12 protein-coding genes and 1 tRNA gene are annotated in these 11,073 nt (G+C 67.4%); 9 read left to right on the top strand and 4 right to left on the bottom strand.

Features of this window, described 5'->3' with window-relative positions; genetic code table 11:
- The 4 genes from ACZ6QO_RS05955 to ACZ6QO_RS05940 all read left to right on the top strand — a co-directional run.
- The coding region (locus tag ACZ6QO_RS05955) for a hypothetical protein (protein ID WP_465848061.1) at positions 1 to 378 on the top strand (378 nt) is incomplete at its 5' end.
- A 105-nt stretch (positions 379 to 483) separates the two neighbouring features.
- Positions 484 to 1,161 carry a M15 family metallopeptidase gene (locus ACZ6QO_RS05950; protein WP_465848060.1) on the top strand — a complete coding sequence of 226 codons (678 nt, stop codon included), beginning with the start codon at positions 484 to 486 and terminating at the stop codon, positions 1,159 to 1,161.
- Positions 1,162 to 1,343: 182 nt separating this feature from the next.
- Positions 1,344 to 1,420, top strand: a tRNA-Ile gene (locus ACZ6QO_RS05945).
- A gap of 368 nt (positions 1,421 to 1,788) precedes the next feature.
- Complete coding sequence (locus tag ACZ6QO_RS05940; protein WP_465848058.1) at positions 1,789 to 2,922, top strand: ATP-binding protein; 1,134 nt, start codon at positions 1,789 to 1,791, stop codon at positions 2,920 to 2,922.
- Positions 2,923 to 2,984: 62 nt separating this feature from the next.
- On the opposite strand, the gene ACZ6QO_RS05935 is transcribed toward ACZ6QO_RS05940, so the two are convergent.
- Entirely contained in the window at positions 2,985 to 3,362 is a 378-nt protein-coding gene (locus ACZ6QO_RS05935) for a hypothetical protein (protein WP_465848056.1), read from the bottom strand.
- On the bottom strand, positions 3,359 to 3,598 hold the full coding sequence (locus tag ACZ6QO_RS05930; RefSeq protein WP_465848054.1) for a hypothetical protein: 240 nt from the start codon (positions 3,596 to 3,598) through the stop codon (positions 3,359 to 3,361). Before ACZ6QO_RS05930 ends, ACZ6QO_RS05935 begins: the two co-directional genes overlap by 4 nt.
- A gap of 261 nt (positions 3,599 to 3,859) precedes the next feature.
- Here ACZ6QO_RS05930 and ACZ6QO_RS05925 point away from each other — a divergent pair, with 261 nt between their 5' ends.
- From ACZ6QO_RS05925 to ACZ6QO_RS05915, 3 genes are all read left to right on the top strand, one after another.
- Entirely contained in the window at positions 3,860 to 4,573 is a 714-nt protein-coding gene (locus tag ACZ6QO_RS05925; protein ID WP_465848052.1) for a molybdopterin-dependent oxidoreductase, read from the top strand.
- Positions 4,530 to 5,180 (top strand): cytochrome b/b6 domain-containing protein, encoded by a 651-nt coding sequence (locus tag ACZ6QO_RS05920; protein WP_465848050.1) that lies wholly within the window; start codon positions 4,530 to 4,532, stop codon positions 5,178 to 5,180. The genes ACZ6QO_RS05925 and ACZ6QO_RS05920 overlap by 44 nt, the downstream gene beginning before the upstream one ends.
- Positions 5,181 to 5,413: 233 nt before the next feature.
- A complete protein-coding gene (locus ACZ6QO_RS05915) occupies positions 5,414 to 6,055 on the top strand; it encodes a DNA alkylation repair protein (protein ID WP_465848095.1) in 642 nt (213 codons plus the stop codon).
- On the opposite strand, the gene ACZ6QO_RS05910 is transcribed toward ACZ6QO_RS05915, so the two are convergent.
- Entirely contained in the window at positions 6,024 to 6,446 is a 423-nt protein-coding gene (locus ACZ6QO_RS05910; RefSeq protein WP_465848048.1) for a hypothetical protein, read from the bottom strand. The two genes, ACZ6QO_RS05915 and ACZ6QO_RS05910, sit on opposite strands and share 32 nt — an antisense overlap.
- A gap of 442 nt (positions 6,447 to 6,888) precedes the next feature.
- On the opposite strand from ACZ6QO_RS05910, the gene ACZ6QO_RS05905 reads away from it, so the two are divergent.
- On the top strand, positions 6,889 to 8,259 hold the full coding sequence (locus ACZ6QO_RS05905) for a hypothetical protein (protein ID WP_465848046.1): 1,371 nt from the start codon (positions 6,889 to 6,891) through the stop codon (positions 8,257 to 8,259).
- A gap of 149 nt (positions 8,260 to 8,408) precedes the next feature.
- Here ACZ6QO_RS05905 and ACZ6QO_RS05900 read toward each other — a convergent pair whose 3' ends face one another.
- Positions 8,409 to 9,164, bottom strand: a complete 756-nt coding sequence (locus tag ACZ6QO_RS05900; protein ID WP_465848044.1) for a cellulose binding domain-containing protein — start codon at positions 9,162 to 9,164, stop codon at positions 8,409 to 8,411.
- An 879-nt stretch (positions 9,165 to 10,043) separates the two neighbouring features.
- Here ACZ6QO_RS05900 and ACZ6QO_RS05895 point away from each other — a divergent pair.
- The gene (locus ACZ6QO_RS05895; RefSeq protein ID WP_465848042.1) at positions 10,044 to 10,982 is read left to right on the top strand and encodes a hypothetical protein; all 939 of its coding nucleotides are present in this window, start codon (positions 10,044 to 10,046) and stop codon (positions 10,980 to 10,982) included.
- Positions 10,983 to 11,073: the final 91 nt, after the last annotated feature.

Here is an 11,073-nt window from a genome sequence, read left to right as displayed (position 1 = left end):
ACCACCACCAGCTACGGCTACGGCAACACCAACTGGATCCCCATCGTCGGCGACTGGGACGGCAACGGAACCGACACCCCCAGCGCCTACGACCCCGCCACCGGCATCTTCTACATCTCCAACAACCCCGCCAGCGGCGACGCCGACTACCACTTCAAATACGGCAACGACTACGCAACCCCCTTCGCCGGCGACTGGGACGGCGACGGCAAGACCAACATCGGCGTCCGCATGGGCTACACCTTCTACCTGCGCACCAGCCCCGTAACCAGCGCCACCGAAACCACCAGGCCCGTCCCCTTCGGCAACACCGCCGACCTCCCCGTCATCGGCGACTGGAACGGCGACGGCACCGACACCCAAGGCATCGTCCGATAACCCACCGGGCCTCCTTTGACCCACGCCCCTGTACCGCCGGTCACTCGGACGGCACAGGGGCACTCCCCCTTGCGCCGCCCCACCAAGAACGAGGTGTCTCCACCCATGCCACAGATCACGTTGTTGTCGGACCCCCGGATCCTCGCGCTGCCAGTGGAAGAATGCGGCCAACCCCTGGCCGACCTGCGTGGGTTGGACGGGATGCTCATCGACGAGCGGCTGGCGGATCCGGCCGGGGCCTACGCGCACCTGCGGCTGAGCGTCGCCGAGCGGCTCGTGGCGGCTCAGGCGCTGCTGCCGCGGGAGTTGCGGATCCTGGTGATCGAGGGATACCGTCCGCCCGTACTGCAGGAGCGGTACTTCGCCGAGTCCGTCGAAGAGCTCCGGGGCCTGCACCCGGACTGGAGCGGAGAACGCCTTCGGCGGGAGGCGGGCCGGTACATCTCCCCTCCCGAGGTGGCGCCGCACGTGGCGGGCGCCGCCGTGGACCTGACCCTCTGCACCGAGGCCGGGACGGAGCTGCCGATGGGCACGGAGGTCAACGCCACGCCCACCGGCCCTGAGGGGGCGTGCTACACCGCCTCCCCGGACATCTCGCCGGAGGCGGCCGGCAACCGGCGCCTGCTGGCCTCGGTCCTGACGGCGGCCGGGCTGATCAACTACCCCACCGAGTGGTGGCACTGGTCGTACGGGGACCGCTACTGGGCCTACGTGACCGGAGCCCCGGCCGCCCGCTATGGCCTGCTCGACGCCACCGCTCTGACCGTCCGGCCCGCCGGCTGAAATCGCCCATGAACGGCCCCACCTGCACATCTCCCTGCCGGCCGAGCCGAAGGTGAGTTGCTCCCGAGCACCCGAGCCGCCCACCCGCGCCCTCGATCTGTCAAACTTGTGCAGGAGGCGGCCAAAGTGAACAACTCGCCATGCTCACATGGCCGCCAACTTATGAGAGACTCCAGGCTTGCGGGGCGGTAGCTCAGCCGGTCAGAGCAGCGGACTCATAATCCGTAGGTCGTGGGTTCAAGTCCCACCCGCCCTACCACCCCCGATCACCAGAGAGCCCTTGGCCGGCAACTGTGCCGCCAGGGGCTCTCTCGTCTCGTCCAACTGTCCACGGCTGACGGTGACCGTCTACGGCTGGTCTTGCTCAAACGGTTGCGCGTACTGCTCTTCATCGAGCCGCGGCACCGGATAGCGAACCTGGCCGGGGTGACCTCGTGCCCGACGAGTTCTGGTGGACGGCGCAGCAGGTTACTCCAGTCGCTTGTCGCTCCCCGATTGTTGGCGTCGCGGAGCAGGGGACGCAGCCGGGAGCGGGCTTCCTCCTGGGGATGGCAGACTGTGACCATGCGGCCACCCCGAGCGAAGTATTTCAATACCACCGGCCCCTGCACCCCGAGGCGTCACTATATGCTCCCGCCCACGTCGCAGCTCTCCAAGGTGCGCGAGCTCATCGAGATGGACCGCTACTTCGTGCTGCACGCGCCCCGGCAGACCGGGAAGACGACCGCGCTGGACGCTCTGGCGTCGGAGCTGAACGCCGAGGGCGACATCGCCACCCTGATGTTCTCCTGCGAGACCGCCAAGGCGGCCGGTGACGACTACGCCACCGCGGAGTCGATCCTGCTGCAGTCTCTCCACGAAGCCGCCGAGTGGTCGGGATGGCCGGATGCACTGCTGCCACCAGATACCTGGCCCCAAGTCGCACCAGGCAGTCGCTTTGGCACGGCGCTGAGCGAGTGGTGCCGCCGCTGCCCGCAGCGGGTGGTCCTGATCCTCGACGAGATCGACGCTCTGCAGGGTGCCAGCATGGTCAGCGTCTTCCGCCAGCTTCGCGACGGCCACAACGCCCGGCATGAGGGCCGTCCGTTCCCTTTCTCCGTGGTGCTGTGCGGGTTCCGCGATGTGCCCGACTACAAGGTCACCCCTGAGGGCAACCGCGATTGGTCGAATCCGGCCGGCCCGTTCGCCATCATCACCGAGTCGCTGCGCCTGGGTGACTTCACCGCCGACCAGATCACTGAGCTGTACGACCAGCACACTCAGGCGACCGGCCAGGAGTTCACCAAGGACGCCATTGACCGAGTCTTCGACCTGACCCAGGGCCAGCCGTGGCTGGTCAACGCCCTCGCCTACGAAGTCACGTTCGAGATGGGGACGAGCGGCGTAGTCACCACCCGACAGATCAATGAGGCCAAGGAGCGGCTGATCCAGGAGCGCCCCGTCCACCTGGACGTCCTCAGGGCGCGACTCTACGAGCCCCGGGTGGAACAGGTGATCCGCGCGACCATAGAGCGAACAACGCCGGGCACGGAGGCGCCCTCCGACGACGACGTCTCCTACGTTCGCGATCTGGGTCTCATTCGGAGAACCGGAGCGCCAAAGATCGCCAACCCTGTCTACCAAGAGTTCCTGCTGCGGCACTGGTCCCTGTCCGCCGACCTGCTGGACCGAGGACAGCGCGGACCTTTTCACCAACGAGGAACTGGCCCAGGCTCGCCTGAGAATCTTCGGAGACGCGGATCTCCGCAAGTTTCCGGGTAGGTCTTGCTGAGAGCCGACAACTTGATTGCGGGATGCGCGTCGGCGAAGCGCCCCGACAATCGTCAGGCGATCACCTTCAATTGGTGGACGCGTTGTTTGGACAAACCCATGACGCGTGCCGTGTCCGGCTCAGACCAGTGGCTCGTCAGTACTTTCGCAGCCTTGACCGCGAGTTCGGCAGCGCGCTTGGTATGCGCTTCGGCCAGTTCCTTCTCGCGGCTGTATTCCGCCACCACCACCGCCACCTCCGCGGGAAGATCGAAGGCGAACTCCACGCCAGGAGGTTCCTCGGGCCATGCCCAGGCGTGAATCTCTGCCAAGTCACGCTCCAGTTGGGATAGGGAGCTTGCCACGCCGACTCCCTCGATTTCACCGGTAGGGCAGCGCGACACCCACCGCCCGTTTTCATAGGTGACGACATACATGATCGTCTTGCTCATCGACTCATCCTCTCTACGACTGCTTCAAGCCGCTTGACGGCTTCGCGAAAGAGCTCCGGGTCGCGATCCGGGTCGGCAGGAATCATGATGGGAACCGAGATGACGCCATCCTTGATCACACGCAAGGCGCACATGTCGCCCCTGAGGTGGTACAGCCAGTCAGCTGTAGCACCTGCGGCCGCCACGATCGTTGCGATCTCGGCGAGCTGTCGCATGTGCGGGGGGATCTCGGTCACAACATAGGATGCTACTGCACTAGGAAGCCTCTTCCTAGTGCAGTAGGAGATCACCGCCTAGCTTGCTGCGTCAGCCGCTGGACTACCCGCAGGCCTCCCCGTTGGAGAGTTCACCTAGATCATGTCCGGTGAAGGCTTGAGCCACCTTCTGTCGTTGTGCGGTGACCATCCGGTGATGCAGGCGATGAGCAGGTCTGACGGATGTCTTACGATCATCCGCGGCCACTCGTGGAGGGCGATTCGGGCTGCTCCAATCACCGTATGAGCGATTTCCGAAAAGAGACCGAAAGCGGGCCGCCCATCGGGCGGCGGGTGATGCTCTCGATGCTCGCCGCCGGTGCCGCCGGCCTCGTCACGGCCCCGTACGTACAGGCCGGCTGGGAGAAGGCCCTCGGAACCGTCTCGCAGAACGACCCCACCGGTCTCAGCGGGCTGCTGCCCGATCCCAGCGGCTTCCGCTACTTCAGCGTGGCGGGCTCGGTGCCCCACAAGAATGACACGAACTACCGGCTGAGCATCGACGGCCTCGTCGATCGCCCCGCGACGTACACGCTCGACGACCTGCGCACGATGCCGCGAAGCGCCATCGTCGGCGACGTGGAGTGCACCGACGGGTGGCGGGTTCCGGGGACGCCCTTCGCGGGCGTGCCGCTCTCGCACCTGCTGGAGGTGGCGGGCGTACGGCCCGAGGGGAAGGCGATCCGTTTCACCTGTTTCGACGGCGTCTACAGCGAGAGCCTCACCCTCGACCAGGCCCGCCATCCGGACGTGTTGATCGCACTGAAGATGCTCGAAAAGCCGATCACCCACGAACACGGCGGGCCCGTGCGGCTCTACGTGGCGCCGATGTACTTCTACAAGTCCGCCAAGTGGCTGTCCGGTATCACGGTCACCGACAAGGTCATCCCCGGCTATTGGGAGGAGTACGGCTATGACGTCGACGGCTGGCTCAAAGGCGCCGACCGCTCCGTCTGAGCGCCGGCACCGCGTCCTCCGCTTCACCCGCGCCGAGCGCCTGGTTCACCGTGCCACGGCCGTGCTCATGCTGCTCTGCGTGGCGGCGGCTGCCTGCCTGTACTTCTCGCCACTGGCCCAACTGGTCGGCCGCCGCCACCTGGTGGTCGTCGTCCACGAGTGGTCGGGCCTGCTGCTCCCGGCTCCGTACCTGCTCGGCCTGGCCTCCTCCGCCTTCCGCGCCGACCTGCGCAGGCTGAACCGGTGGGCGCGCTACGACAACGAGTGGATGCGGGCCGTCCGCAGGGGTTGGACGTCGCCCGCCCTGCGGCCCGCCGGGAAGTTCAACGCCGGCCAGAAGATTTACGCGGGGTGGATCGCCGGAGCCGTGCCGATCATGTTGTGCACGGGGCTGCTGATGTGGTTCACCGGACTCCTGCCGGGGGTCTCGCGGACGAGCGCCATCTTCGTGCACGACGTGACGGCTTTCGCCATCGCTGTCGTCCTGCTGGGGCACGTGCGGCTGGCGTACCGGGATCCGCAGGCGCGCAGCGGGATGCGTACGGGATTCGTGGCGCGGGCCTGGGCGAAGCGGGAGCACCCCCAGTGGCTGGACGATGAGCGTTGACGAAGCACTCCTGCCCGAGGCCAGGAGCACAGGCCTGCCGGAGGCCAGGAGCACAGGCCGGGCGGCCACGAGCATGGCGGGATCGACGCACGGGATCGGCGGACCGGATCGGCCGCCGCCGGATCGGCGCGTCCGGCAGGGCCGGCTTCCGTCTTAGGCTGGCTCTCGCACGTGACAAACAGGAGGCTCAGGTGGCCGAGACGACGCTGACCGAAACGACGGTGGCCGAGGTGATGGCCGAGCTGGCCGCGCTCGAGGACCCGAAGATACGCGAGGTGAACAAGAGGCACGGTGACGATCACGGTGTGAACCTCGGCAAGTTGCGCGCGCTGGCGAAGCGGCTGAAGACACAGCAGGAGCTCGCGCGCCGGCTCTGGGAGACCGGTGACACCGCGGCGAGACTGCTGGCGATCCTGATCTGCCGCCCGAAGGCGTTCGGGCGTGACGAGCTGGACGTCATGTTGCGCGAGGCGCGCGCCCCCAAGGTGCACGACTGGCTCGTGAACTACGTGGTGAAGAAGAACCCGCACTCCGAAGAGCTGCGCCTGGCCTGGTCCGCCGACCCGGACGCCGTGGTCGCGAGCGCCGGCTGGGCGCTGACCACCGAACGCGTGGCGAAGAAGCCCGAGGGCCTCGACCTCGCGGGACTGCTCGACGTCATCGAGGCGGAGATGAAAGCCGCCCCTGATCGCCTGCAGTGGGCGATGAACCACTGCCTCGCGCAGATCGGAATCGAGCACGCCGAGCACCGCGCCCGCGCACTGCACATCGGTGAGCGCCTGGAGGTGCTCAAGGACTACCCGACTCCCCCGGGCTGCACGTCCCCGTTCGCTCCCATCTGGATCACCGAGATGGTGCGCCGGCGGCACGGCTGACGGGGGACACGACGCCGCGTCCGGTGAGCGCGCATGAGCACCTCCCGGCGTACCGCCGCCCGTTGATCGGGATCGAGCCGGTGTTGCTGATCGACCCCACGACGTCAAGCCGCCGAGCCGGCCGTAGGGCCGCCCGCATGCGCTCGGCGAAGCGTACGGCGGGCGCCGGATCGCCGAAGAGACAGATGGCCGGCGTACCGGCGACCTTGACCATGCCGTAGAGGTCGCCGGGCAGGTCGTAGAAGTCACCGAAGTGCACTCCGATGCCGACGCGGATGCGGCAACGGCGTTCGATCTCGTCGCGCACCCGCAGCAGGATGGAGAGCAGCGCCCCCGCGTCCGTCGAGGCGGGGTGGAACATCTGCGCGTTGTCCGCAGCCCAGACGCCCACCGCCCGGCCGCCGTCGGCGATGCCATGCCGCTGCGTGCTGGGACACGGCGGACAAGTCGGTGATGCCGGGGTCGACGTGCCGGGCGTCAGGGGCCGCCTCAACAAGCGGGAACGCCTCAACAACCGGGGAAGCCTTAACAACCGGGAAACAGGCTCACCCTTATGTTGATGTTCCAGATCGGGGGCGAGCACGGGCGGTCGGAACCTCCAAAAATCTAGCGCAGATCTAGTGACGCGAGTGTTCCGTCATACCTCATCGCGACGGGGCGCGACCCCTGCCGCCCGGCATGACCGACGTAATCGTCACGCCTCCACTGGCAATGTGTGCGCCTATCTGAAAGGAGTGCCCCGACTTAGGGACCATCGGCAGTGACTGAGGCGTCGTCGTCCGCCTCGTCATCATCGACTTTTTCTCATCCGTCACACCTCTCAAGGGACAACCATGTCTAAAAAAGCCGTCTTACGGCTCGGCATCATCGCCACCCTCAACGCCATCCTCATGACCGGCTTGCTCACCGCGGTGGACGTCGCCGGCCAGGCCACCCATGCTCAGGCCGCGAGCTCGCCCAACGGCACGATCAGCCGTGCGGAAGTGCTCGCCCGCGCGCAGAACTGGGTCGACCGCAATGTCAAGTACAACCAAACGCGGCACTCCAGCACATTGGTCACGGACCGCGAAGGGGACAACAAGTACGGCCCTGATTGCTCGGGGCTGGTCTCCATGGCGTGGCACATGACCGCGAACTCGGGCAAGGGTGGAAACAGTACCAACGATTTTCTGCAATCCCTGAATGAATCCAGGGAGATCGAACGCCTGAATAGCATGCATGATCTTCGTCCCGGCGATGCCATCCTTCGCGACGGGCACATGGAGCTCTTCGCGCGCTGGAAGGACGGCAACGACCACACCGAGGGGGCGTGGACGTACTCGCTCAACGGGACCGGGGATCGCGACTCCGCCGGATATGAGAACGACTGGGCGAAGGGCCCGGAGGCCAACTCTCACGGCCAGCGTGGGCAAGAGTCGTGGTCGAGCATGACCGGCAGCTTCATCCCGGTCAGATACAAGCGGATCGTCGACGACCTTCCCACTGGCGTCGCTTCGGTGTACGGGGCGTACGAGGACGGACGGCTGACCTACACCGCGATCGACGTCGCGCTCGGACAACGCACACTCGGCGCCATCAAATCCACCGCCACCCTCGGCTTCAAACCCAAAGCCCTCGCCACACTCAACTTCAACACCCTGCTGGTCACCGAAGACAGCCCCGACGGCAACCTGTACCGCGTCGACATCATCTCCAACCGCGCCGAACCCCTCACCTTCAACAAACCCGTACACATCGGCCACGGCTTCCAGCACCAACATCTCGCCTACGACGGAGCCGGACACCTGTTCGGCATCTACAACGGCCAGCTACGCCGCTACAACATCACCGCCACCAAACCCACCGAAACCGACATCACCGGCAACACCATCATCGAGGGCAACTTCACCCTCAAAACACTCACCACCACCGGCCCCAACTGGCTACTCGGCACCACCAGCAACGGCGAACTGATCTCCTACCACATCGACGGCAGCCCCTGGAAGCGCACCGTACTCCGCACAAGCACCTGGCAGATCTTCGACACACTCCTCTCCCCCGGCAGCGGCATCTACTTCGCCCACCTCCCCGACGGCGCCATGCGCCGCTACTACGACATCAACCCCCACGACACCACCGCAGAGGACCTCACCCAACTCCAGGACCTCGACAAAAACGGCTGGGACCAACCCCTGCTCTCCGCCCAACCCGCCACCATCACGTGACGTGACAAATACCGCGGGGCCCATACGCCGCGTCCGGTGAGCGCGCGTGAGCACCTCCCGGCCATGGCCGGCGGATCCGGTCGACGACCCGAGGTCGGCCGGTCGCCGGCTCGGCCACTACCGGGAGGTGCTCATTCCCATCTTCTCTGTCAGTCGCAGACGCGGCCGTTGAGCCGGAAGACCGTCGGAGACGGGTTGTCGCCCGTGCGGCTGGCGTTGAAGCCGATGGTCACGGCGTCGCCGGGGGCGATGGTGAGGTTCGACGGCAGCGACGTGGCCGTCACCGTCGACCCGGTCTGCGCCCATTGGGCCGTCCAGCCGTTGGTCAACTGCTGCCCCGGGTCGGGGAAGTCGAAGGTGAGCCGCCACCCGCTGATCGGGACCGAGCCGGTGTTGCTGATCGACACCCACGCCGTCAAGCCGCCGAACCAGCCGTAGGTGCTGTACGTCACGTGACAGGGACCCGGGAGCGAGGGGGTCGGGGTCGGGGACGGCGGCAGGACGACGTCGTTGTGGATCGTGACCTGGATCGTCCCCGACTGCGGGCTGACCGCTCCCCAGCGGTCGACGGCCACGATGTAGAGGGAGGCGACCCGCGTGGCCGTGCCGTACGGCGGATAGTCCACGGTGAACGTGCCCTCGGTGACGTCGGGACCGAAGGTGGCGACCTTGGTCTTCGTGCCGTTGCGGTCCTCGTACACCTGGTAGCAGGCGAGGCCGTCCGCGTCGTAGGCGGCGGCCCAGCTCAGCCGCACGTAGTTGTTCGCCACCATCACCACATCGGGGGTGCCCGGTGCGGTCGGCGGCGTCAGCGGCGGGGTGCTCGGCGGGTAGGTCTTCGGGTCGTAGCACGGCCACAGCAACGACGGCGACGGGGCGGGGGTGCTCATGTTCAGCACACTCATGAGCCCTCCTCCAGAGGAGGCGCTCGCCGCCACAGGGATGAGGAAGGCGGCGGCGGTCACTGCCGCGGCGGCCCAGGCGACAGCCCATCGTCCGTTCATCGATCAGCCCTTCCGCGCACCGCAGACGTCATTGCGCACGAGCATGCGGACCGGAAGCGCGGCCGGTCAACAGCACGGCGGGACGACGGCGGAGCGCGCAAACGGACGGCAGGTGGCGAGTGGGGGGAGAACGCCGCGTCCGTCTGAGCGATGCAACTTTCAGCGCGCGGCACCGCGGGGATGACGCCGGCACGGCGAGCTCGGGCTCCTGCCTCCTCCGCGGACGCAACCACGGGCCTCCGGTGTGCGCGTGAAGATGACTCGCGCGATCCATCGAAGCCGGTACCCCGACCGACCACCCGTTCCGTGTCTGCCTCCAGCCTTCCCTGGCCGGGTGGCCGGATTGGGTGAAGGAACATCACCGGCCGCGGTGCTAATGATGATATTTCCCATAACAAGGGGTCTGCCGGGACGCGGTAGCCGAGAATGTCGGGCATGTCTTACCCTCCGCAACCCGGTCCGCCGTCCGGCGCACCTGACGGACGCCGGGCCCCTCAGGGATACGGCCCCCCGGGACCTGACGCGTCCCCCGGGCAGAGCGGCCCAGGCACGCCGCACGGCCCGAACGCTCCGCAGGGGCCCGGCGCTCCGCAGGGGCCGGGGCCGTACGGGTATGGGCCGCCGGCCGGTTACGGCGGGCAACCCCCGCAGGGCGCGGGGCCGTATCCACAGGAGACGACCCCGTATCCGCAGGACACGGGGCCATACCAGCAGGACGCGGGAGCGTACCCGCAGGACGCAGGTTCGCCTGCGCAGAACGCCGGGCCGCACCCGAACGCTGTGCCGTACCCGAACGCGGGATCGTATCCGAACGCAGGGGGGTATCCGCAGGGCCCGGGGTCGTACCAGCAGGGGGCGGGGCCGTACCAGCAGGGCTCGGGGCCGTACCAGGGGAACGCAGGGTCGTACCAGGGGAATGCGGGGCCGTACCAGCAGAACCCTTACCCGCAGAATCCTTACCCGCTGCCCGGCACGCAGGTTCCCCCGCCGCCCGCCAAGGGTGGCAAGGGCCTGCTCGTCGGGCTGATCGTCGGGTTCGCCGTCGTGCTGCTCGGCGGCGGGGCGATCATCGCGTTCACCTACTTCGCCAACGCCCGGCCGGCGCGGAACGTCGCCGTGGAAGTGTCTTCCAGCGCGTCGCCGTCCGAGAGCGCACCTCCGAGCGCCGACCCCTCCTCCTCCGACTCGCCCGCTCAGGAGACGGCCCGCCCCACCCCGGCTCCCAGCCGGACGGAGACGCAGGGCCGGAGCGTCGAGCCGGGATCACCGATCAGCCACCGGGAGTTCCACGACTGGAAGTTCCGGCTCGGCAGCGTCAGCTACTCGGCCGAAAAGGTCGGCGGCTGGGATTACGACTCTTGCGCCCCCATCGACGTCAAGGGCGTACTGACCAGGAACAACTGCGACCACGCCGTTCAGGTCGCCTACTCGGCCTACGGCGGGAACCTCAAGGCCGTGCAGCTGCTGCTGGCCTTCCCCACGGACAGCGACGCCAAGGCCGCCGTCACCCGGCTGGCGAAACTCTCATCCAACGCGCTCAAGTGGCGACGGGACCGGGTCCACACGAGCTACGCCTACGGCAAGATGCGCTGGGACGACTCCCAGAACTACGTGGTCATCACGATCGTCACCGCCACGAGGGCCGCCGCCGGCAAGGCCCCGAAGTTCCACGGCTACCTGCAGGCCGACATCGAAGGCTACTTCACGTTCCGCGGTTAGCGACGTGTAGCCCCCGCCGCGGGCGGGTCCGGAGACGGCGAGCGGACCGCGCGAGTGACGCGAGCCGCGCGGATACCCGTGCCCGCGCCCG

The organism is Sphaerisporangium sp. NPDC049457 (genome assembly GCF_055586705.1).
Note: the sequence above shows the minus strand (reverse complement) of the source record. Positions and strands in the feature narration are given on the sequence as shown.

Coding starts and splice junctions, on each gene's coding strand:
- ACZ6QO_RS05900 (WP_465848044.1), bottom strand. CDS start 9,164: ATGAGTGTGCTGAACATGAGCACCCCCGCCCCGTCGCCGTCGTTGCTG.
- ACZ6QO_RS05950 (WP_465848060.1), top strand. CDS start 484: ATGCCACAGATCACGTTGTTGTCGGACCCCCGGATCCTCGCGCTGCCA.
- ACZ6QO_RS05920 (WP_465848050.1), top strand. CDS start 4,530: ATGACGTCGACGGCTGGCTCAAAGGCGCCGACCGCTCCGTCTGAGCGC.
- ACZ6QO_RS05940 (WP_465848058.1), top strand. CDS start 1,789: ATGCTCCCGCCCACGTCGCAGCTCTCCAAGGTGCGCGAGCTCATCGAG.
- ACZ6QO_RS05905 (WP_465848046.1), top strand. CDS start 6,889: ATGTCTAAAAAAGCCGTCTTACGGCTCGGCATCATCGCCACCCTCAAC.
- ACZ6QO_RS05935 (WP_465848056.1), bottom strand. CDS start 3,362: ATGAGCAAGACGATCATGTATGTCGTCACCTATGAAAACGGGCGGTGG.
- ACZ6QO_RS05925 (WP_465848052.1), top strand. CDS start 3,860: ATGAGCGATTTCCGAAAAGAGACCGAAAGCGGGCCGCCCATCGGGCGG.
- ACZ6QO_RS05915 (WP_465848095.1), top strand. CDS start 5,414: ATGGCCGAGCTGGCCGCGCTCGAGGACCCGAAGATACGCGAGGTGAAC.